At 68.9% G+C, this 21,551-nt stretch carries 19 protein-coding genes and 4 pseudogenes; 13 read left to right on the top strand and 10 right to left on the bottom strand.

Annotation, left to right across the window (positions count from 1 at the left end):
• Positions 1-18: 18 nt before the first annotated feature.
• The 5 genes from SMIR_RS34280 to SMIR_RS34300 all read right to left on the bottom strand — a co-directional run bounded on the left by SMIR_RS34280 (position 19) and on the right by SMIR_RS34300 (position 5,063).
• Positions 19-393 (bottom strand): DUF779 domain-containing protein, encoded by a 375-nt coding sequence (locus SMIR_RS34280; RefSeq protein ID WP_101407810.1) that lies wholly within the window; start codon positions 391-393, stop codon positions 19-21.
• 177 nt (positions 394-570) lie between these two features.
• Positions 571-2,136 carry a serine/threonine-protein kinase gene (locus SMIR_RS34285; RefSeq protein ID WP_349636911.1) on the bottom strand — a complete coding sequence of 522 codons (1,566 nt, stop codon included), beginning with the start codon at positions 2,134-2,136 and terminating at the stop codon, positions 571-573.
• Positions 2,137-2,244: 108 nt separating this feature from the next.
• Entirely contained in the window at positions 2,245-3,717 is a 1,473-nt protein-coding gene (locus SMIR_RS34290; protein WP_168489771.1) for a DHA2 family efflux MFS transporter permease subunit, read from the bottom strand.
• A 20-nt stretch (positions 3,718-3,737) separates the two neighbouring features.
• Positions 3,738-4,547, bottom strand: coding sequence for an alpha/beta fold hydrolase (locus SMIR_RS34295; RefSeq protein ID WP_168489770.1), 810 nt, complete (start codon positions 4,545-4,547; stop codon positions 3,738-3,740).
• Between the two features lie 57 nt (positions 4,548-4,604).
• Positions 4,605-5,063, bottom strand: a complete 459-nt coding sequence (locus tag SMIR_RS34300) for a cupin domain-containing protein (RefSeq protein WP_067378616.1) — start codon at positions 5,061-5,063, stop codon at positions 4,605-4,607.
• A gap of 124 nt (positions 5,064-5,187) precedes the next feature.
• Here SMIR_RS34300 and SMIR_RS34305 point away from each other — a divergent pair, with 124 nt between their 5' ends.
• On the top strand, positions 5,188-5,793 hold the full coding sequence (locus SMIR_RS34305) for a TetR/AcrR family transcriptional regulator (protein ID WP_168489769.1): 606 nt from the start codon (positions 5,188-5,190) through the stop codon (positions 5,791-5,793).
• 115 nt (positions 5,794-5,908) lie between these two features.
• Positions 5,909-5,968, top strand: a pseudogene (locus tag SMIR_RS44995) (hypothetical protein); the annotation flags it as partial.
• A 56-nt stretch (positions 5,969-6,024) separates the two neighbouring features.
• On the opposite strand, the gene SMIR_RS34310 reads toward SMIR_RS44995, so the two are convergent.
• Positions 6,025-6,183 (bottom strand): hypothetical protein, encoded by a 159-nt coding sequence (locus SMIR_RS34310; RefSeq protein WP_212727794.1) that lies wholly within the window; start codon positions 6,181-6,183, stop codon positions 6,025-6,027.
• Between the two features lie 36 nt (positions 6,184-6,219).
• On the opposite strand from SMIR_RS34310, the gene SMIR_RS34315 reads away from it, so the two are divergent.
• From SMIR_RS34315 to SMIR_RS34325, 3 genes are all read left to right on the top strand, one after another.
• Positions 6,220-6,573, top strand: a complete 354-nt coding sequence (locus SMIR_RS34315) for a transposase (RefSeq protein ID WP_168489768.1) — start codon at positions 6,220-6,222, stop codon at positions 6,571-6,573.
• Between the two features lie 404 nt (positions 6,574-6,977).
• Positions 6,978-7,550 (top strand): DUF6529 family protein, encoded by a 573-nt coding sequence (locus SMIR_RS34320; RefSeq protein ID WP_211118658.1) that lies wholly within the window; start codon positions 6,978-6,980, stop codon positions 7,548-7,550.
• A gap of 64 nt (positions 7,551-7,614) precedes the next feature.
• Positions 7,615-8,250: a GNAT family N-acetyltransferase gene (locus SMIR_RS34325; RefSeq protein ID WP_282190298.1), complete on the top strand. Its 636-nt coding sequence runs from the start codon at positions 7,615-7,617 to the stop codon at positions 8,248-8,250.
• Positions 8,251-8,264: 14 nt separating this feature from the next.
• Here the strand turns inward: SMIR_RS34325 and SMIR_RS34330 are convergent, their stop codons facing one another.
• Positions 8,265-9,290 (bottom strand): cytochrome P450, encoded by a 1,026-nt coding sequence (locus SMIR_RS34330; protein ID WP_248002838.1) that lies wholly within the window; start codon positions 9,288-9,290, stop codon positions 8,265-8,267.
• A gap of 1,295 nt (positions 9,291-10,585) precedes the next feature.
• Between SMIR_RS34330 and SMIR_RS44645 the strand changes: the two are divergent.
• Positions 10,586-10,837 (top strand): annotated as a pseudogene (locus SMIR_RS44645) (aromatic-ring hydroxylase C-terminal domain-containing protein); the annotation flags it as partial.
• Between the two features lie 31 nt (positions 10,838-10,868).
• Here the strand turns inward: SMIR_RS44645 and SMIR_RS34335 are convergent.
• A pseudogene (locus SMIR_RS34335) lies at positions 10,869-11,078 on the bottom strand (transposase); the annotation flags it as partial.
• A 573-nt stretch (positions 11,079-11,651) separates the two neighbouring features.
• Here SMIR_RS34335 and SMIR_RS34340 point away from each other — a divergent pair.
• Complete coding sequence (locus tag SMIR_RS34340) at positions 11,652-12,737, top strand: S-(hydroxymethyl)mycothiol dehydrogenase (protein WP_099918851.1); 1,086 nt, start codon at positions 11,652-11,654, stop codon at positions 12,735-12,737.
• An 8-nt stretch (positions 12,738-12,745) separates the two neighbouring features.
• Positions 12,746-13,378 carry an MBL fold metallo-hydrolase gene (locus SMIR_RS34345; RefSeq protein WP_168500888.1) on the top strand — a complete coding sequence of 211 codons (633 nt, stop codon included), beginning with the start codon at positions 12,746-12,748 and terminating at the stop codon, positions 13,376-13,378.
• 66 nt (positions 13,379-13,444) lie between these two features.
• On the opposite strand, the pseudogene SMIR_RS34350 reads toward SMIR_RS34345, so the two are convergent.
• Positions 13,445-14,811: pseudogene (locus tag SMIR_RS34350) on the bottom strand (L-serine ammonia-lyase).
• Positions 14,812-14,979: 168 nt separating this feature from the next.
• Here SMIR_RS34350 and SMIR_RS34355 point away from each other — a divergent pair.
• The 3 genes from SMIR_RS34355 (at position 14,980) to SMIR_RS34365 (ending at position 17,763) form a co-directional block, all read left to right on the top strand.
• Complete coding sequence (locus SMIR_RS34355) at positions 14,980-15,342, top strand: bifunctional 3-phenylpropionate/cinnamic acid dioxygenase ferredoxin subunit (protein ID WP_075025955.1); 363 nt, start codon at positions 14,980-14,982, stop codon at positions 15,340-15,342.
• Positions 15,339-16,502, top strand: a complete 1,164-nt coding sequence (locus SMIR_RS34360; RefSeq protein ID WP_180362723.1) for an NAD(P)/FAD-dependent oxidoreductase — start codon at positions 15,339-15,341, stop codon at positions 16,500-16,502. The genes SMIR_RS34355 and SMIR_RS34360 overlap by 4 nt, the downstream gene beginning before the upstream one ends.
• Before the next feature lie 130 nt (positions 16,503-16,632).
• A complete protein-coding gene (locus tag SMIR_RS34365; RefSeq protein ID WP_168489765.1) occupies positions 16,633-17,763 on the top strand; it encodes an aromatic ring-hydroxylating oxygenase subunit alpha in 1,131 nt (376 codons plus the stop codon).
• A gap of 63 nt (positions 17,764-17,826) precedes the next feature.
• Here the strand turns inward: SMIR_RS34365 and SMIR_RS34370 are convergent, their stop codons facing one another.
• On the bottom strand, positions 17,827-18,573 hold the full coding sequence (locus SMIR_RS34370; RefSeq protein ID WP_168500886.1) for an IclR family transcriptional regulator: 747 nt from the start codon (positions 18,571-18,573) through the stop codon (positions 17,827-17,829).
• Between the two features lie 202 nt (positions 18,574-18,775).
• On the opposite strand from SMIR_RS34370, the gene betA reads away from it, so the two are divergent.
• Positions 18,776-20,443, top strand: a complete 1,668-nt coding sequence (gene betA / locus SMIR_RS34375) for a choline dehydrogenase (protein WP_168489764.1) — start codon at positions 18,776-18,778, stop codon at positions 20,441-20,443.
• A 3-nt stretch (positions 20,444-20,446) separates the two neighbouring features.
• Positions 20,447-21,340 (top strand): methylenetetrahydrofolate reductase, encoded by an 894-nt coding sequence (locus tag SMIR_RS34380; protein WP_168489763.1) that lies wholly within the window; start codon positions 20,447-20,449, stop codon positions 21,338-21,340.
• Positions 21,341-21,551 lie beyond the last annotated feature (211 nt).

Genomic DNA, 21,551 nt, shown 5'->3' on the forward strand with positions numbered 1-21,551 from the left:
TGACGGCCTCCGCAGGGCCTAGGCGTCTACGACGCGGGAACGGATGAGAAAACGCACTCCTTCGGGTGCTTCCAGGGAGAAACCGCTGCCGCGGCCCGCCACGACGTCGACGATCAGTCGCGTGTGGCTCCACAGCTCGTACTGGCTCTTCGACATCCAGAACGTCACCGGCTCGTCGAGCCCCTCGACGTCCAGCTCGGCGAGCAGCACGTCGGAGCCGCCGGTGCGGAACTCGCCCTCCGGGTAGCACATGGGCGCACTGCCGTCGCAGCAGCCGCCGGACTGGTGGAACATCAACGGTCCGTGGACCGCCCGCAGCCGCCGCAGCAACTCGGCGGCCGAGGGCGTCAGCTCGACGCGCGGGGCGGCGTCCGTCGTCTCCTGGTGGTCCATGGCGTGTCCCTACCTTGATGTGCGGAAACGGAAGCCACCGCTCCGCGCGAGGGTCGGTCGGTCCGGCCCAGTCAACTCCTGGCTTGGTTGCAGACAGGTTGCACGACATCGGGGGAGGAGGACCAGGTGGCACGGCGAGGGAAGAGCCACGTGCGCTCGGTGCGCGGCGGCCGCCCGTCAAGGTTGGTGCGTGACGCTCACTTCTACGGTCAGCGTGCCCCTGTTGTCCTCGGAGCAGGACCCGGCGGCGTCGTTGATCCCCAGTTGCAGGGGGCCGTTTTGAGCTGCCCGGAAAGCCAGTTTCCGCCCGACGGTGTGGACGGGGGCGTCCTGACTGTCGGAGAGGCGTGCCAGCAGGGTGCCGAACGGCGCCGCGGGCTTGATCTTGCAGCTCTTCGCCCCGTCCAGCGACTGGTCCGTGAGCGCGTCGTAGCCGGTCGGCCCGGTCACGGGTTTGTTCCGGTAGTCGACCGTCCATTCTCCGGAAACGAACCGTACGGTGACCCGGTCTCCCCGCTGGACGGTCAGTCTGGTCACCGACTGCCAACCGGTCGTCGACCGGACGACCTGAGTGGTGGTCGTCGTCCTCGGGTCCTCCTTGAACGGCAGCACGCCGGTGAGGAACAGACCGCCGCTGACGCCCGCCACCAGCACAGCCGTACCGGCCAGAGCCCACCACACCCGCTTCGGGCCCCTCGGGCGGGACGACTGCCGGGGAGGTGGCTTGAGTGACGTGGTGTGCAGGGCCGTCGGTGCGGGCTCCCCGGCCGGGACGAGTCGACCCTGGCCGCTGGTCACGGTGTCCGCGTCGGTCAATGCGGTTGAAGACCGCAGCACCCGCACGGTCGGTGACGGCAGCGGCCCGGCGTCCGCCTCCCCCGCCGCGACACGCCACAGCGCGGAACGCGCGGTGGCCGCCGAAGGGCGCTCGTCGGGGGACTTGCGCAGCAGTGCCTCGACGACCGGGCGCAGTGGGCCGAGCCGCTCCGACAGGACGGGCTGCTCGTACGCCACGGCGTGCAGCGTCGCGGGCCGTGCCGGCCTGCGGAACGGGGACTGCCCGCCGCAGACCGTGGCGAGGGTCGCGCCGAGGGACCACAGGTCGGAGGCCGGGCCGACCGGCGATCCCATCACCCGCTCGGGAGCCATGTACTCGAGGGAGCCGATCAGTTCACCGGTGGTCGTCAGGGACTCGCCGTCGTCCAGGGCCGCGATACCGAAGTCGGTGAGGACGGCGTTGCCGTCGCGGCGCAGCAGGACGTTGGCGGGCTTGACATCACGGTGCAGGGTGCCCGCCGCGTGCACGGCCTCCAGCGCGTCGAGCAGTTGCACGCCCAGGGCGGCGGTGTGCTGCGGCGTGAGCGGTCCGCTCTCGGCGATCCCGTGGGCCAGCGAGGGCCCCTCGACGAGTTCCATGACGATCCACAGCCGGTCCTCGGACTCGACCAGGTCGTGGACACCCACCACATGGGGATGCGACACCCGGGCGACCGCGCGCGCCTCACGGACCGCGCGACGCACCCGTATGCGCTGATCCTCGTCGCCCTGGGTGAGGACGTTCAGTTCCTTGGCCGCGACCGGGCGGTCCAGCAGCTGGTCGTGGGCGCGCCAGACCGTGCCCATCCCGCCTCTGCCGAGAACGTCGTGAAGCAGATACCGACCGGCGATCAGCCGCCCTGAGCCGTGTTCCGAACGCGTCGCCGCCTGGTGATCGCCATCTCCGGATATCACGCGCTCTCTCACGTTTCCTTCCCGGTGGACTGTCCGCCCGCCGGCTGTCGTTCGATTGGTCGTCGTTTGTTCGTTCCGTCGTCGTTCGTTCGGGGCCGAGCATAGCGGAGCACATCATGGTCACATGTCGTCAACTCGCGTGCGGTGAGGGGACCTTGATGACCGATGTTCTCCGGGGCGGGCGTCCTGGAGATTGCGCGGTACTCGGACGCGTTCGGACGGATCGATTCCTTCGGCCGTGCGGGCCGCCCAGGGGCCGGTGGTCACGATGCCCAGGGCGAGGATGGCCAGACCGCAGCCGGCGATGATCCACCAGGCGGCCGGGCGCGCCCCGGCGGCGATCGCGGCGCCGGTCACCGCGATGCCGAGCGCGGCGCCGACCTGGCGGCTGGTCGCGGCGATCGCGGCGGCCACCCCGGCCTGGGCGCGTGGCAGGCCCGAGACCGCTGTGTGGGTGATGGGCGCGTTGACGAAGCCGAAGCCCAGTCCGAACAGTGCGTACGCCGCGTAGAGCAGGACGTCCGAGCGGTCGGCTGACCGGGTGGCGGGGACGGCCAGCAGGCCGCCGGCGGTGATGCCGGCCCCGGCGAGCAGCAGCGGGATACGCGGGCCGCGGCTGCCCACGATCCGCCCGGCCAGTGGCGGGCACACGAGGGACAGCACCGCCATCGGCAGCAGGTGCACCCCGGTACTCAGGGCGCTGAGCCCCAACACCTGTTGCAGATAGAGGGTGTTGGCGAAGAGGAAGCCGCCGAGCGCGGTGAAGGCGCACACCGCCATCACCGTCGCCCCGCTGAAAGGCGCGCTGCGGAAGAGGCGCGGGTCGACCAGCGGTTCGTCGCGCCTCCTCTCGTAGGGGATGAAGGCGGCCAGCGCACCGGCCGCGGTGATCAGGCAGGTCACGATGGCGGGGGAGGTCCAACCCCGGCCCGGTGCCTCGATGATGGCGTACGTCAGTGTGCCGAGTGCGGTGATCACCAGCAGTTGCCCCACCGGGTCCAGCCTGCGGGGCCGTGGCGCGCGTGATTCCGGGACGAACAGGGCCGTGAGCAGGAGCGCGGCCAGCCCGATCGGCACGTTCAGCCAGAACACCGACCGCCACCCGGCCGTCTGCACCAGTACGCCGCCGAGGATCGGGCCGGCCGCCATGCTGATGCCCACCACCCCGCCCCACACGCCGATGGCCCTTGCCCGCTCCCGCGGTTGTGGGAAGGCGTTGGCGAGGATGGCCATGGCGACCGGGGTGAGCATGCAGCCGCCCACCGCCTGCGCCATGCGGAAGACGATCAGCCAGTCCAGCGACGGTGCCAGGCTGCACAGCGCCGATCCGCCGGTGAACAACACGAGCCCGAGGAGGAAGACACGTCGTCTCCCGACGCGGTCGGCCGTGGAACCGGCCAGGATGAGCAGCGAGGCCAGCACGATGGTGTATGCGTCGAGGGTCCACTGCAGGCCCGACACGGAGCTGTGCAGGTCTTCCTGTATCGAGGGCAGGGCGACGTTGAGGATCGTGGTGTCGAGGCTGACCAGCAGCACGCTCAGGCAGCAGACGGCCAGGACCAACGAGGGTCTGCTGCGGTCGGGTTGAGACACGTCGGCTGCCCTTTCCGGGGTCAGTGCCGCGGCCGGTCGGTGGTGTGGGCCTCGGTGAAGTCCCAGAGCACCGGGAGGAATTCCTCCGGCGTCTCGGTCTGGGGCATGTGGCCGGTGCCTTCCAGCAGACGGAACTCCGCTTCGGGGATGGCCTGCGCGTACGCGCGTCCGTAGTCGGCGTCCACGACCTGGTCGCTTGCGCCCCATGCGACCAGGGTCGGGTGGATGACCTTGGCGAGGCGGTCGGGCAGGGTGGCATCGGTCATGGCGTGCGGGCCCGAATAGATCTGCAGAGTGGCACGGTTGGCGGCCATGACCGCGCGCTGCGCCTCGGTCAGTGCGCTGGGGTCGAAGCGGAACTTCGAGGGGTCGTGGAAGGAGAGTCGGGACAGCTCGACGGGTGTCAGGGAGAAGGTGTCGGCTATCGGGTGGCCGGGGACGAGGATGCCGACGGCGTTGACGAGGGTGACGCTGCTGATGCGACGGCTGCCCAGGGTCGCCAGTTCGGCGGCGATCCAGCCGCCGATCGAGTTGCCGACAACGGCGACGTCCCGCAGGTCGAGAGCGTCGAGCAGTTGGGCGTAGACCTGGGCCAGGGTCGTGACGTCGGTCAGCCACTCGGGGCGGGCAGTGCCGTCGAAGCCGGGGTGGACGGGCGTGAACACCCTGGCCGGACGCTGCTCGGCCAGCAGGCCGGCGAACGGGGTGACGGTCTGCGGGCCGCCGCCTCCGTGCAGCAGCAGGAGGGGGCGCCCCTCCTGCCCGAAGAGGTCGACGGTGATGTCGAGGGTGCCTTGGTCGAGCGTGAGGGTGTGGGTGCTGCGGGTCATTCGGTGCTCCTCAAGTGGCTGCGTCGAGAGGGAAGTCGAGAAGGAAGGGGATTGCCGTCACGCGAAATCGGTCGCGGGGACGGTGGCGTAGCGGCTCATCACCGCGACGGTCGACTCCGGGGTCAGCTCCTGGCCGCCCGCGATCATGTTCCGCAGGTCGCGGAAGTACTGCACGTACAGGTCGGGCGTGAAGGTGTTGAGCATCACCGCGGGCGTGTCACCGAGGTTGGCGAAGGTGTGCGGGGCGCCGGGCGGGATCATGGCGAGCGTCCCGGCCGGGGCCACGTGGGTCGTCTCCCCGATGGTGAAGTGCACGGTGCCGGAGACGACGTAGAAGCCCTCGTCGTGCTGGGCGTGGCGGTGCTGCGGCGGGCCCTGGGTGTGCGGGGCGATGGTGATCTCTCCGATTCCGAGGCGGTGCCCGGTGGTGCTCCCGTCCTCGAGGATGCGCATCTGTGTGGGGCCCAGCTGGATCGTCTCGCCGTCGTCCGGGCCGACCACGGATACCGTGCTCATTGCTTCTCCTTCGTGAGAGTTGACTCTCATGAGAATAGAGAAGTCGAGTGCCATAATGCAAGTCGACTCTCACGACGAGTGGCGACTGCTAAAATGCGGGTGAGTCAACAGGAGGAGTTCCACAATGACGGCGCAGGCGGGCACCGGCCGCACCAACCAGAAGCAGCGCACGCGGACGGCGATCGTGGCGGCCGCCCGGGATCTCACCGGCACGGGCGCCGAGGTGACCATGCCCGCGATCGCCCGCGCGGCCCTGGTCTCCGAGGCCACCGCCTATCGGTACTTCCCCGACCTGCCGTCGCTGATCAGTGAGGCCCTGGCCGGCGTCTGGCCGCCCCCCGCCGAGGCGCTCGCGCCGGTCGCGGACTCCGCCGACGCCGTCGAACGCGTCGCCTTCGCCTGCGAGTTCCTCCTTCGCGGCATCCTCGCCCGGCAGGGTTCGGTACGCGCGATGATCGCCGCCACCATCACCCGGCCCGAGACGGTGGCCACGCGACCGGGCATTCGCTTCGGACTCATCGACCATGCGCTCCTCCCCTTGGAGGGCACGCTCGGCGCGACGGACCCGGACGCGTTCACGCAGCTCAAGCGGGACCTCGCGGTGGTCGTGAGCGCCGAGTCACTCTTCACCCTCACCGATCTGTGCGGGCTCGACCCCGACGAGGCCGTCACCAGCGCCGTACGGACCGCGACCACCTTGACCGAGGCCGCGGTGCGCGCGATCGGGTAGTGCCTGGGCCGGGGTTCCCGACGAGGCTGCCGACGCTGGAGTTCCCTGGTGGGTGAGGTGTGGGTATGGGGGCGTGCCGACCGCTGCGGGACGTCAGCGCCGGGAAGCGGTACGGATGCAGTCGGCCGAGCTGTTCGAGCAGCAGTTCAAGCCACCGGAGGTCGCACCGCGGCTGCGGGTGAGCCGGAAATCGCCCTGTCAGTGGCACCAGCTGTGGCGGGACGGCGGAGTTCAGGCCCGGGCCTCCCGTGGCCCGAGCGGATCACGGTGCCGGCGCGGGCACACCCCGGTCGTGACGGTGAGCGGGCGGCGCTCGGGGCGGCCGTCGGTCGCCGGGCCGATCGCCATGCGGCCCGGGTCCCGCACCCGGCTGTGCCACCGCCTGGGCACTCACCTCCGCGGACAAAGGCAAGCGCCGCCGCATGGGTGAGCGCGACTTCATCGCTCCTATCGACGGCGTCCACCAGCTCGTCAGGGCACCGGGTCGTGCCGGTGTGGGACCGGTCGAACACCCATGTCTCCTGCACGATGCGGCAGTTGATCGCCGAGCGGGAGCGGCTGACGGTGTTCCTGCTGCCCGCCCACTCGCCCGACCTCGACCCGTTCGAGGGCGTGTGGGCACACGTCAAACGCAGTCTGGCCAACCTCGCCGTTGTCGCCCCCGACTGCCTGGAGACGCTCGTCCGCAACCGGCTCAAACGCCTCCCGTACCGGCCCGAGGTCCTCGACGGCTTCATCGCCGGAACCGGCCTGGCCCTCGACGACTCGACGTCACCCTGACAAGCCGAAGTCAGGTAGAAGGGGACCTCACCAAGGGAGCAGCGACTGCTCGGGCGGACCAGTTGGAGTGGACAGGACCCGAGCACCCGGGGCCAACTGGGAGAAGAGGTCCGCTGGGGTCGTTTCCCGCGGCTGCCTGGATGCGCCGTCCGACACCTTGGAGCGCTCATGAAAGGAATGGCCGCGGCGACAGTGCCGGCGGTTTGCGCCATGCCGCTTGCTGCTGCATGCGGCTGTCCCAGCCGGACGATCTCGTCCGCCTGCGCCAGGCCCACATCTGGAGCGCTGTCGGCGGGCATCCCCGTATACATCGGCTCGGCCGCACCCGGCAGCGCGTCCGACGCCACAGTGGTACGTCGTGAACACGTCCGGCAGCAAGGTCGAACCCGATTGACGGGGGACCGATGACCGGACACACGGGCGCGCGGATGCGGCGTCCCGCACGAACGGTGGCGGCCTGTTTGGCTGCTTTGCTGCCGGTCGCGGTCGCGGTGGGGGTGTATGCGTTCGGCCGCACGCACACACCGGACTACACCAGCGGCCTGTTCGGGCAGCACGGCGCCGGCGTCTACGACCTCAAGGCGCGCCTGGGCAGCGCTTTGATGGCACTCGCGGTCGTCCAACTGCTACTCGGGCTGTGGATGTACCGGCGTCTACCAGGAGCGGGGGCCGCGCCGCACCGGGTGCACCCCACACACCGGCTCATCGGCCTCCTTGCCTTTCTGCTCTCGCTGCCCATCTCCTACCACTGCATCACCGCCTACGGAGTTGAGTTCACGAGCAGCCGAGCGGCGGTGCACTCCATCACGGGCTGCGTCCTGTACGGCGCGTTCGTGGCCAAGGTGCTGGTGGTGCGCAGCCGCCGACTGCCCGGTTGGGCGCTTCCGGCCGCCGGCGGCGTCCTGGTCACCGCCATCGCACTGATGTGGTACACAGCCGCCTTGTGGTTCTTCATCGGCTCCGCCCCGGGCTTCTGATGAACCGGCAGCTCACGGTGCAGGAGTTCCGTCACAGGCTCGCCCGGGACGTCTGCCACGGCAAGTGCGGGCAGATACTGGTGAACGGGTACGCCTACGCGCTATCGAGCCCGACGACTGGACAGCTTTCATGCGCTTCGCCGACGATGACGGGCGGCGAGGGAGCCGGCTGGATCTACCGCGGTCCGCCGAGAGCCACCGTGCCTGGGCGACGGAGCAAGCCGTTGCCAAGTGCGATGACGACCGCTTCCGGTTGGCAGTCGAAACGACGCCCAGGGGAGAGTTGGTTGGCACAGTCGGCTCACATCGCACCGGGCATCGTTCAGGCTGGTTCGAGTTCGATGTCACGATCGGCGCTGACCACCGGCGCAAGGGCTACGGGGCAGAAGCCGTGGTGCTGCTGCTGCGCTTCATGTTTGCCGAGCGGCGCTATCACAAATGCCTGGCAGTGATCTTCGCCCACAACGAGGCATCGCCGGCACTTACCCGTCGGCTCGGCATCACCGAGGAGGGGCGCCTGCGGGAACACGTTTTCTCTGCCGGCCGGCACCACGACCTCGTCATGATGGGCATGCTCGCCAACGAGTTCGACCAGCGACAGCGATGGGCGAACCATGAGCGGTTCATCCAAGCGTGTGCGGAACGACACTCGAACTTGATCAACGTTCGCTGTTCGCGGGTGGAGGCGGCCTGTCACTGAAAGCAGGACTGCCCTCAGCTGCGCGAGGTGGCACGCAGGCGCAGGCCGACAGTTGTGAGACCTTCGAAGGTGGTGACCTGGTAGCTGGGTTCCGGTCCGGGCGGCTCGCTCAAGTGGTAGCGACGGGCGGTCTGCGCAGTCAGGAGCGTCAGCATCGCCATGGCCAGAGCGGCTCCCTCGCAGCCGTGCGGCCCGGTACCGAAGGAGAGGAAGACCCCGGGTTTCGCCCGCGAGCACGAATCATCGAGCCAGCGCTCGGGTTGGAACTGGTCCGGCTCGGGGTGTTCCCGGGCGTCGCGCTGGGCGGTGTAGGGGCAGACGAGAACGGTGGACCCGGCGTCGATGGTGTAGCCGGCGAGGTCGGTCTGTCGCGTGGCGCGCCGGGTCAGTAGCCAGCTCGGGGGGTGCAGTCGGAGCACCTCGCGCACCAGTGCCTGGGTGTATTGCAGGCGGTCGAGGTGGGTGCTGGTCGTGGCGGCCGGATCCGCGGGCAGCAAGGCGGCTTCGGCCGCGACGCGGCCCGCTGCCTGGGGATACCGGGCCAGGTGGAGCAGGATCCATCCAGCTGCCCGGGAAGGTGTCTCGAAGGTGGCGACGGTGATTCCGGGGAGAGTGTCGAGGATGGCCTCTTCCGGCAGTAGGCCGTAGCGGGAGGAGGGCCGGAGCATCTGTCCCAGCATGTCGTCACCGAGCCGGCCCGATGAACGACGCCGGCGGACGATGGGCCGCAAAGCGTTGGTGAAGGCGACTTGCTGCCGTGTGCGGAACCGCCGTGCCGGTGTGGGCATCCAGCGCGGCCATACCCAGCGTGAGGGGCGTACGAGCACCTCCCGGGCCAGGAAGAGCCGTGAGGCAAAGGGCAGCAGGGTGGGAGCGTCTTCGGAGAAGAGGTAGTGCACGCCGATCTCCGCCAGGGCGTGCCGAACCGGGGGCAGAACTTCGACGTCCTGGCCCGTGGGCCACTGGTCGGCAAAACGAGCGGCACTGGGCGCAATCTCACCGATCCGGGCTGCAACCGCCTGCGGGCGCAGTCCGCGCATGCGGGCGGCGTGAGCGCGCGCACGCTCCTCAGGCGTCGGTGCTCCGCTCGACCGCTTCAACGGCGGGAAGAGAGGCGAGGGCGCCTTGGGGAAGTCCTGCGCGTGACGCAGGACTGCTTCACAAGGCCCGGCCGTAGCGGCTACGTAGACACCCGAGTCCAGTTGCCAGACGTCCCCACACTCGTCAGCGCCACGGCGCGCCACTGCCAGCCGGTCGCGGCTCCAGGCCGCGAAGCTGGTTTCGGGCAACCGCGGCGGCTCATTCATTCGGCCCATGAGATCGTCCCTGACGCTGGTACCTGTCCAGGCCGATACCGTCGGCAGCGTGGCCGGGAGCCGACGGGCGCCCTGGGGTGCCCGTCGGCAGCGCGGTCAGACCCGGTCGTCCCCGGCGTACCCGTCCCATTCGTGTTCCCCGTACGCACCGTAGTGGCGGGTGAAGAACAGTTTGCCGAGCAGCTTGGCGATCATGATGCGCTCCTCTCGCCTGTCTGAGACCTCCCAGCCGAGGGTTCAGCCGAGAAGTTCCCGGCAGCACCAAATGCCGCACATGCCATCTTGTCACACATACCACACATGTCGCATACCTGGTCGCCAGAACCTGCGGCAACGGGCGCGGCAGCCGCGGAGCGTGTACTTCAGCCCGACGCCGGTAGATCCGTGCAGGATCTTGACCGGCACGCGGGATGGCAGGAGAACCTGGCGACATCCGCGGTGACGGGTGAAGGAGTGCCGCCTGAGGCAAGTTCTCACCCTTGACGAGCACGCCCTTGCACTGGGGAAGCGCCCCTACGACCTGCGCCACGTCGGCATCTTTCGAATCCCTGCTCAGGTGTGCGCCGAAAAGGGTGCCTGACGGGCATCTGCCCTGTTCAGGCGCCCTTCTTACGTGTCTGGAAGGAGCCCAGCATCTTCGACGAGTACGACACCAGCAGGTTCTTCGTCTGCTGGTGGTACACGGGTGTGATGCCTGCTGACCTGCGCAGATGGCGTACGCCAGAGGTTCTGCGCAGTGCTTTGGCCCGCGACTGGTCCGGATCTTGGATTGAGAGAGGAAGCAGGATGGTCTCCAGCCGGAGATGAGGCAGATGGTCCCGGCGTGCAGTGCCTCGGTCGTCATCAACGGCCTTGGCTGATTCGCTGGTTCGGGACCGGAGTGCAGCGCGATGAACAGGCCGGACACGAGGGGGCCGTCTTTGCTGCGGATTTGGTCGGCGAGCATGTCGAACCATGCCACGAGGTCGTCGCGCAGTGTGCCGGTACAGCGTCGTCTTGCCCAGGACAAGGTGCGCTGAGTGCAGACGGGGAGGTCCGCATGCTTGGTCTCTTGGATCCGACTGTGCACTGCCGCCCGCGCCTTGTCCTCGGCCGCGGTCCCGGCGGCGGTTCGCCCATCGAGGACGGGCTTCCGTTCCACGGCCGACCGACGGCGCGTTCCGCTGACCGTCGTCGACCTGAGTCGGCCCGACCTTCAGGACCGCCTGAGCAGCGGAATGCTCCTCGTGCGCCCGGATCAGCACGTTGCATGGGCCGCCGACGCGGCACCCACTGATCCGGGGAGCGTTCTGGACCGCGTCAGAAGTGGGCCAGGGCCTGCCGGTTGCCGTCCTCTCCCAGCCGCGCGGCCATCGGTTCCACCGACTTGCGCCGCCCGTCCAGCAGCAGACCACGCAGGTAGACCCTTCCCCACTGACGCTGATCTGCCCGCGAAAACGGCTCGAACTGACCAGGCGCTACCAGGGCCTGTGTGGCGGATCGGGTCACAGACGCGGGGTCTGGCACGCCCATCTGCCGCATTGTCGTCACTCGCCGACTCCCCCACGCTCGAAACAACCTCGCGCGGGAGACCCCCATGGCGTCGGCTCTCTCCTCCGCCTTGCAGCTGCACGCACCAGAACCCGCTCACCTGGGTCTATGAGGCGCCGCAGCTCTCCTCCGACCTGATCCGCCGGACAGGCCCTGGCCGACTTGATCAGCGTCATCGGCCGGGGCGGAACCGCTGGGGCCGAATCGGCCTTCGCCGTGGCTGCTTCGAAGGGTTCTGTTGCGGCACTTGGCCGTATGGCGGTCGCTGAGGGCACGCCGCCGGAGGGCGAGGAGATCCGCCGTGTCCCGACCGGCGACCCCGGCATGGGCGTGATCCGCCACCTGGACGTGAGCTCCGGCCGCGCGAACAGGTCGCGATCCTGCGGGGCGCACGGGTGCCGATGAGGGGCAGGGTCACCCCTGTCCAGTCGGCGTTCTGTGTGTTCGGATCCTTGACCCCTGCCCGGCCCTCCATAATGCTGTGTTGCGACACGTGAGATACGTGCCGTAATAAGCAACATTTGAATCAGGTCTCGTACCAGCTGAGGAGTGGCCATGACTCACCAGGTCCGTGCTGTCGTCGCGCGGGGGAAGGGCGCCCCCGTCAGCCTGGAAACGATCATCGTGCCCGACCCCGGCCCGGGCGAGGCGCTGGTGAAGATCGAGGCCTGCGGGGTCTGTCACACCGATCTGCACTATCGCGAGGGTGGCATCAACGACGACTTCCCGTTCCTGCTGGGCCACGAGGCCGCGGGTGTCGTGGAGTCGGTGGGGGAGGGCGTCACCGACGTCGCTCCGGGTGACTTCGTCATCCTCAACTGGCGTGCCGTGTGCGGGCAGTGCCGGGCCTGTCTGCGTGGACGGCCGCAGTACTGCTTCAACACCCACAACGCGAAGCAGAAGATGACCTTGACCGACGGCACCGAGCTGTCCCCGGCCCTGGGTATCGGCGCGTTCGCGGAGAAGACGCTGGTGGCGGTGGGGCAGTGCACCAAGGTCGACCGGGCGGCATCGGCGGCCGCCGCCGGACTGCTGGGCTGCGGAGTGATGGCGGGCATCGGCGCGGCCATCAACACCGGCAACGTCGGACGCGGTGACAGCGTGGCGGTCATCGGCTGCGGTGGTGTGGGGGACGCGGCGATCGCCGGCGCCCGGCTCGCCGGGGCGGCCACCGTTATCGCGGTCGACATCGATGACCGGAAACTCGAGACTGCGAAGAAGATCGGCGCGACCCACACCGTCAACTCCAAGCAGGGCGATCCGGTGGAGGCCATCCGCGAGCTGACCGGCGGCTTCGGCGCGGACGTCGTCATCGAGGCGGTCGGCCGCCCGGAGACGTACAAGCAGGCCTTCTACGCCCGCGACCTGGCCGGCACTGTTGTCCTCGTCGGCGTACCGACCCCGGAGATGAAACTCGAACTGCCGCTGCTGGACGTCTTCGGCCGGGGCGGCGCGCTGAAGTCCTCCTGGTACGGCGACTGCCTGCCCTCCCGTGACTTCCCGATGCTCATCGATCTCTACCTGCAGGGCCGACTGGATCTGGACGCCTTCGTCACGGAGACCATCGCACTGGACGAGGTCGAGAAGGCCTTCGAGCGGATGCACGGCGGCGACGTACTGCGCTCGGTGGTGGTCTTCTGATGGCCGGCATGGCGGGTGCGCGCATCGAACACCTCGTCACCTCGGGGACGTTCTCCCTGGACGGTGGCACCTGGGACGTCGACAACAATGTCTGGATCATCGGTGACGACACCGAGGCCGTCGTCATCGACGCTGCGCACGACGCCGAGGCGATTGCCGAAGCCCTCGGCGGACGCACGCTGCGGGCCATCGTGTGCACTCACGCCCACAACGACCACATCGACGCAGCCCCCGAACTCGCCGACCGTACCGGTGCTCCGATCCTGCTCCACGGCGACGACCTGCCGCTGTGGAAGCAGACCCACCCGGAGCGGTCACCCGACGGCGAACTGGCCGACGGGCAGGTCGTCACGGTGGCGGGTGTCGAGCTGACCGTGCTGCACACTCCCGGCCACGCCCCCGGCGCAGTGTGCCTGTACGCGCCGGGCCTGAAGGCACTCTTCAGCGGTGACACGCTCTTCGCGGGCGGACCGGGGGCGACGGGAAGGTCGTACAGCCATTTCGGCACGATCGTCGACTCGATCCGGGACCGGCTGCTGACCCTGCCGGGCGACACGGTCGTGCACACCGGTCACGGGGAGACGACCACCATCGCCGCCGAGGCCCCGCATCTTCAGGAATGGATCGACCGCGGATTCTGACCGCTGCCGACCGCGCGGCGGCGGCCTCGTCTCGACATTCGAAGACGCTCAGCACTTGTTGACGTGTCAGCACGCGATGACGTTGACCGCGAGGCCGCCGCGCGAGGTCTCCTTGTACTTCACCTTCATGTCGGCACCGGTCTCGCGCATCGTCTTGATGACCTTGTCGAGTGAGACCACATGGGTGCCGTCGCCGCGCAGCGCCATTCGTGCCGCATTGATCGCCTTGACGGATGCGAGGGCGTTCCGCTCGATGCAGGGGATCTGGACCAGGCCTCCGACCGGGTCGCAGGTCAGCCCGAGATTGTGCTCCATGCCGATCTCCGCGGCGTTCTCGACCTGCTCCGGCGTGCCGCCGAGCGCCTCGGCGAGACCGGCGGCGGCCATGGAGCAGGCGGATCCGACCTCGCCCTGGCAGCCCACCTCGGCCCCGGAGATCGACGCGTTCCCCTTGAACAGCGCCCCCACCGCGCCGGCGGCGAGCAGAAAGCGGACGACTCCGTCCTCGTCGGCCCCGGGAACGAAGCGCGTGTAGTAGTGCAGTACCGCGGGCACGATTCCGGCCGCACCGTTGGTGGGCGCGGTGACCACGCGACCGCCCGAGGCGTTCTCCTCGTTGACGGCCAGGGCGAAGAGGTTGACCCAGTCCATGATGTGCAGCGGATCCACATCCTGGGAGTCCTCGGCGAGGCTGCGCAGCAGCTGCGGGGCACCTGCAGCCGCCCGGGCAGGGTGGTCTCGGTCCGTGAACAGCCGCGCTCCACGCACTCCTGCATCACCCTCCAGATCCGCAGCAGGCCGGCGCGCACCTCGCTCTCGCTCCGCCGGGACAGCTCGTTGGCGAGCATCACCCTGCTGATCGGCAGGCTGGTCTCGTAGGCGCGCAGCAGCAGTTCGGATGCCGAGCCGAAGGGGAGCGGTACCGGAGTGTCGTCGGGCTTGATGCGGTCGGCACCCGTCGCGCTCCCGTCCACCACGAAGCCCCCGCCCACCGAGTAGTACGTGCGCGCCCTCACCTCGCGGTCATCGTGGTCCCGGGCCGTGAACACCATGCCGTTGGGGTGGAACGGCAGCGTGCGGCGACGGTGCAGTACCAGGTGCTCGCGCTCGCGGAACTCCACCTCCCGGCGGCCCAGCAGCCGCAACCGGCCGGCCTCGTGGATCCGGTGCACCCTGTCGTCCACGTTGTCGGTGTCGACGGTTTCCGGATCCTCGCCTTCGAGGCCGAGGAGTACCGCCTTGCCGCTGCCGTGGCCGTGACCGGTGGCGCCGAGCGATCCGAAGAGTTCTGCCCGGACCGAGGCGGTGCGGGGGAGCAGGCCGTCTTCGTGTAGCCCGGTGACGAAGAGGCGTGCGGCCTTCATGGGCCCGACGGTGTGGGAGCTCGACGGTCCGATGCCCACCTTGAACAGGTCGAAGACGCTGATCGCCACGCCGGCTCCTTCATGCGGTGTGTTGTCTATGGCGCAAAGCGTTGCGTAAAAAGCAACATTGAACAAGGGGTCGGCCTGTCCTCTGGATGCCTTGACAAGGGTTTGGGGCCGCCCTCAAACTGACGTTGCGCTTACCGCAATCCGTTTCGCTATACGCACCGAGGTGTCATGATGATTCCCGCGTGCCTTCTCGTGGATCTGCCGCGAGGCGAGGCCTACCGGCTAGACATCGATCCGCCGGTTTCGGTGTTCCACACCGATGACGGCGAGGTCTTCGCCATCGATGACACCTGCACCCACCAGGACGCGTCGCTCGCAGACGGCTGGTTGGAGGGCTGCGAGGTGGAATGCCCGCTGCATGCTTCGAAGTTCGACCTCCGGACCGGAGCCGTCGACGCTCCGCCGGCCAAGCGTCCGGTCCGCACCCATGAGGTCCTCATCGAGGACGGCATGATCTACGTCCGGCCGTCCACGGAGGCACCCAACCTGCCGCCCTGTGTTGCGTCCCGGCTCGCCGGAGGTCCCGCGTGAGGACAGTGGCCGTGGTGGGTGCCTCGCTGGCCGGTCTGTCGGCGGCGCGCTCGTTGCGGAAACGGGGGTACGACGGGCGGCTGGTCATCATCGGCGACGAACCGCACCGCCCGTACGACAGGCCGCCGCTGTCCAAGGAGTTCCTGGCCGGTGACATCGGCGAAGCCGATCTCGCACTGGAGTCGAACGACGAGGATCTGCAGGCCGAGTGGCTGCTCGGCGCCCGCGCCGCCGGACTCGACAGCGCGGATCGCGCCGTGCGGCTCGCCGACGGCCGCGAGGTCCGAGCCGACGGCTTCGTCATCGCGACCGGCGCGGCCGCGCGGACGCTGCCCGGCACCGACGGCCTGGCCGGGGTGCACACACTGCGCACCCTGGACGACGCCCGCGCCCTGCGGGACGAACTGGCCCTGGGCGGGCGGCTGGTCGTGATCGGCGGCGGATTCATCGGCGCCGAGGTCGCCTCCACCGCCTACGCTCTCGGACTCGACGTGACGGTGGTCGAGGCGGCGCCGACGCCGCTCGCCGGACCGCTCGGCGAGACCATGGGCGGCATCGTCTCCGCCCTCCATGCGGACCACGGCGTACGGCTGTTGTGCGGCGTGGGGGTCAAGGGGCTGAGCGGGGAGAGCCGGGTCGACGCCGTCCTGCTCGAGGACGGCCGCAGTATCCCCGCCGACACCGTCGTCGTCGGTGTCGGCGCGCGTCCGTGCGTCGAGTGGCTGGAAGGATCCGGCGTCGCGCTCGACAACGGCGTCAAGTGCGGCGCGGACGGCCGCACCAGCCTCGCCGGTGTGGTCGCCGTCGGTGACTGCGCCTCCTGGTACGACCCCCACGCGGGGATCCACCGCCGCGTCGAGCACTGGACCGGTGCGCGCGAGCGGCCCGACGTGGCCGTGGCCACGCTGCTGTCGTGGGGTGCGGCGGAGCCGGGTGTGCCCCGGCCGCCGTACTTCTGGTCGGACCAGTACGGCGTGAAGATCCAGTTCGCCGGTCATTCAGCCGGTGCCGACAGTGTGACGGTCGAGGAAGGCGTCCCGGGCGACCGCAGTTTTCTGGCCGTCTACCGTCGTGCCGGGCATCCGGTCGCCGTGCTCGCGATGAACCAGCCGCGGCTTTTCATGCGTTGGCGCAAGCAGCTCACCGCCGCGACATCTTGACATCATCGATGCGGCATTTCATGCTCCTGTTGCGTATAGCACGCAGCGTTGCTCCATACAAAACGCCGTCCGGAGTCGCTCTTCCCGGCGCGTGAATGACCGATCCACGACGTTCTCCGAGGAGTGCACTGTGACCTCGACCAGCCTGCCGGACAGCCTGATCGCCACCCTGCCCGGCTCCTCCTACACGGATCCGGGGACCTTCGCCCAGGAGCAGGAGCGCATCTTCGAAACGATGTGGTTCTGCGCCGTACGCTCCTCGGATCTGGCCAAGCCCGGCGCCTTCCGGACCGTCGAGGTGGGCCGCGAGAGCATCCTGATCACGCGCGCACGGGACAACTCCATACGCGCCTTCTTCAACGTCTGCCGCCACCGTGGAGCCAAGCTCTGCACCGAGGAGGCCGGCGAGGTCAAGCGCGCCTTCCAGTGCCCCTACCACGCCTGGACGTACGACCTGACGGGCAAACTCGTCGCCGCGCCCAACCTCACCAAGATGCCCGACGTCAGCCGCACGGAGTACGGCCTGGCGAGCGTGGCGACCCATGAATGGCTCGGCTATGTGTGGGTGTGCCTCGCGGAGAACCCGCCTCCCTTCGAGGAGGTCGTGCAGGACGTCGTCGCACGCCTCGGCGACACCGAGTCGATCGAGCACTACGACATGGAGAACCTCGAGGTCGGCAAGCGGATCGTCTATGACGTCAAGGCGAACTGGAAGCTGATCGTCGAGAACTTCATGGAGTGCTACCACTGCGCCACGATCCACCCCGAACTCACCGAGGTACTCCCGGAGTTCGCCGACGGGTACGCCGCTCAGTACTACGTGGGTCACGGCGCGGAGTTCGGCGCCGAGGTCAAGGGCTTCACCATTGACGGCTCCGAGGGACTGGACCGCATTCCGGGGGTCTCCGAGGAGCAGGACCGCCGCTACTACGCGATCACCGTCAGGCCGCAGGTGTTCATCAACCTCGTCCCCGACCATGTGATCTTCCACCGGATGTACCCGGTCGCCGCGGACCGCACGATCGTCGAGTGCGACTGGCTCTACCTCAAGCACGTCGTCGAAAGCGGCAAGGATGTCAGCCGGTCGGTGGAGCTCTTCGACCGCGTCAACCGGCAGGACTTCGACGCGTGCGAGCGCTGTCAGCCCGCGATGAACTCCCGGCTGTACGCCAAGGGCGGCGTACTGGTGCCCAGCGAGCACCACATCGGCGAGTTCCACGACTGGGTCCAGGAGCGTCTCGGGACAGGGCAGTCGCAGTAGCAGCGGTTCTCGGCAGGTCGACGGCGGCGGCTGAAGGTGCCGTCGGCGGCGGCACCTGGGCGTTCAGCCCAGGTAGCCCATCCGATGGCTGATCTCCTCCGCGCCCTTGACCAGCACCGGAGCGAGCTCGTGCATGCGCTCCTCGGTGAACCGGTATGCGGGGCCGGAGGCGCTGAGTGCCGCGATGACCTCTCCGTCCCGGTTGCGGACCGGCGCGGCCATGGCGTGGAGCCCTATCTCCAGCTCCTCCACAGTCCAGGCGTAGCCACGCTCCCGGGCCTCGGCGAGATTCTTCTCGAGCTTCGTCTTCGAGGTCAGGGTGTGCGGGGTCACCTTCTTCAGGCCGGCCTCGGACAGTAGTGCGGCGCGCTCCTTGGCGGGCATGTGGGCCAGCAGGACCTTGCCGCTGGAGGTGGCGTGCAACGGGGTCAGCTCGCCGACCCAGTTGTGCGCGGTGACGGCGCCGGGGCCGCGCACCTCGTAGAGGTTGATCGCGTAGTGCTCCTGCATGACGGCGATGTTGACGGTCTCGCCGATCTCCTCGGCGAGGCGCTCGCAGACCGGGCGGCCCTGCTGGGTGATGTCGATGCGTCCCGTGACCGCGCCGGCCAGGCGTACGATGCCGAAGCCGAGGCGGTACTTGCCGCGCTCGCCCGCCTGCTCCACCAGACCGCGCGCCTCCAGGGCGCCGAGCAGCCGGAACGCGGTCGACTTGTGAACATCGATCTCGGCGGCCACCTCGCTGACGCCGGCCTCGCCGCGCTGGGCCAGGATCTCCAGCACGCTGATGGCGCGGTCGACGGACTGCACCCCGCCGGACTGCGAACCTGTCGTTTCAGTATCTGGACTGTAGTTGCTCACAGCGAAACTATACGCGCAGTAAACAACGCCGGTGCAAGTAACAGCGTCGAAACGTAGACCTAGCAAGTTGCGTGGCACGCAACCTAGTGCGTATAGCGATACCCGTACTAGCATGCCACGCGTATCTACGGCGCGAGCGAGACGAGGCACCATGGCTCCCCTGCAATACGACTTCGTCATCGTCGGCGGTGGATCCGCCGGCAGCGCACTGGCGAACCGACTCTCCGCCGACCCGGGCAACCAGGTGCTGGTCCTGGAGGCCGGCCGGCCCGACTACCCGTGGGACGTCTTCATCCACATGCCCGCGGCGCTGACCTATCCGATCGGCAGCCGGTTCTACGACTGGAAGTACGAGTCCGAACCCGAGCCTCACATGGGCGACCGGCGCATCTACCACGCGCGCGGCAAGGTGCTGGGCGGTTCCAGCAGCATCAACGGCATGATCTTCCAGCGTGGCAACCCCATGGACTACGAGCGCTGGGCCGCCGATGCCGGCATGGAGTCCTGGGACTACGCGCACTGTCTGCCGTACTTCAAGCGGATGGAGAACTGTCTCGCGGCCGACCCCGACGACGAGTTCCGCGGCCACGACGGCCCCCTCGTCCTCGAACGCGGCCCCGCCTCCAACCCGCTGTTCACCGCCTTCCTCAAGGCCGTCCAGGAGGCGGGTTACCCCCGCACCGACGATGTCAACGGCTATCAGCAGGAGGGCTTCGCTCCCTTCGACCGCAACGTCCACAGGGGACGCCGTCTGTCGGCCTCGAAGGCGTACCTCAAGCCCGCGAAGAAGCGGCCCAACCTCACCGTCACCACCCGCGCCCTGGTCACCCGCGTCCTCTTCGAGGGCAAGCGTGCTGTCGGTGTCGAGTACCGGCGGCGCGGCAAGGTCCAGCAGGTGCGAGCCCGCGAGGTCATCCTCTGCGGCGGCGCGATCAACTCCCCTCAGCTGCTGCAGCTCTCCGGCGTCGGCAACGCCGAGGAACTGAGCGCGATCGGCATCGACGTTGTCCACGACCTCCCGGGCGTCGGCGAGAACATGCAGGACCACCTGGAGGTGTACATCCAGTACGCCTGCAAGCAGCCCGTCTCCATGCAGCCGTACATGGCGAAGTGGCGCGCCCCCTTCATCGGCCTGCAATGGCTCTTCCGCAAGGGCCCCGCCTCGACCAACCACTTCGAGGCCGGCGGCTTCGCCCGCAGCAACGAGGACGTGGACTACCCCAACCTGATGTTCCACTTCCTGCCGATCGCGGTCCGCTACGACGGCTCCTCGCCCGCCGGCGGGCACGGCTACCAGGTGCACGTCGGTCCCATGTACTCCGACGCCATCGGCTCGGTGAAGATCAAGAGCAAGGACCCGAACGAGCACCCGGCGCTGCGCTTCAACTACCTGTCCACGGAACAGGACCGCCGCGAGTGGGTCGAGTCGATCCGCGTCGCCCGCAAGCTCCTCAACCAGCCCGCGCTGGCCCCGTACAACGACGGGGAGATCTCACCCGGCCCGTCCGTGGAGAGCGACGAGGAGATCCTCGCCTGGGTCGCGAAGGAGGGTGAGACCGCCCTGCACCCCTCGTGCACCTGCAAGATGGGCACCGACGAGATGTCCGTCGTCGACCCCACCAGCATGCGCGTGCACGGTGTGGAGGGACTGCGCGTCGTCGACGCGTCGGTGATGCCCTATGTCACCAACGGCAACATCTACGCGCCGGTGATGATGATCGCGGAGAAGGCGGCCGACCTCATCCTGGACAAGGACCCATTGGCCCCTTCCAAGGCCGCGTACTACCGGTACCGCGACGCCCAGAAGCAGGCCGGTTAGACCTTGGACGTCGAACACTTCCGGGCGCTGCTGCACAGCGTCCGCTACGAGGTGCTGCCCGCGAAGGCGACCGAGGACAAGGTCCTCGCCCATGTCCCGCGCGACGTCGTCGTCACCGTGACGGCGTCGCCGGTCAAGGGCCTGGAACCGACGCTCGACCTCGCCACCCGGCTCACGGCGCACGGCTGTCGCGTCGTCCCGCACGTGCCCGCGCGGCTGCTGCGGGACGACGCGCACCTGAAGGATGTCGTCGACCGGCTCCGGGAGGCGGGCGTCGACGACGTCTTCGTCCCGGCTGGCGACGCCGATCCGCCGGCCGGGGCCTACGACGGGGCACTACCGGTGCTGCGCAGGCTGAGCGAGCTGGGCAGCCCCTTCGCTCATGTCGGCATCACCGGTTACCCCGAGAGCCATCCGCTCATCCACGACGACCTCACCATCCAGGCGATGTGGGACAAGCGCGCGTACGCCACGTACATCGTGAGCAACCTCTGCTTCGACCCGCGCGTGCTGGGTGACTGGGTCGGCCGGATACGCCGGCGCGATATCACCCTGCCCGTCCACGTGGGCGTCGCGGGGCCGGTGCAGCGGGCGAAGCTGCTGTCCATGGCGGCGAAGATCGGGGTGGGGGAGTCGACGCGCTTTCTGACCAAGCACGCCTCGTGGTTCCTGCGCTTCGCGACACCCGGCGGTTACTCGCCCGAGCGGCTGCTCGCCCGTTCCGCGGGCGCGCTCTCTTCTCCCTCGGCGGGGGTCGCCGGCCTGCACCTCTTCACCTTCAACCAGATCGCCGAGACCGAGCGGTGGCGCTGCGCTGTGCTTGACCGGTTGGCAGGCCAGGGACTGTCCGGCGGATCAGGTCGGAGGAGAGCTACGGCGCCTCATCAGCGCAGGTGAGCGGGGTCTGGTGCGTCCAGCTGCAAGGCGGGGAGGGGGTCGACGCGATGGGGGTCCCCCCTGCTCGAAGAGCTTGGGGGAGAGCATGCCAGACCCCGCGTCTCCGACATGATCCGCCGGACAGGCACTAGGGGAGCCTCACTGGCGCCCGGGGCGCAGCGGGCCTCGCTGGGGGCTGCGCGCCAAGAGCCGGCGTCAGAGGCCGTATACA

The sequence above is a fragment of the Streptomyces mirabilis genome (genome assembly GCF_018310535.1).
In the GTDB taxonomy this organism is placed as follows: Bacteria; Actinomycetota; Actinomycetes; order Streptomycetales; family Streptomycetaceae; genus Streptomyces.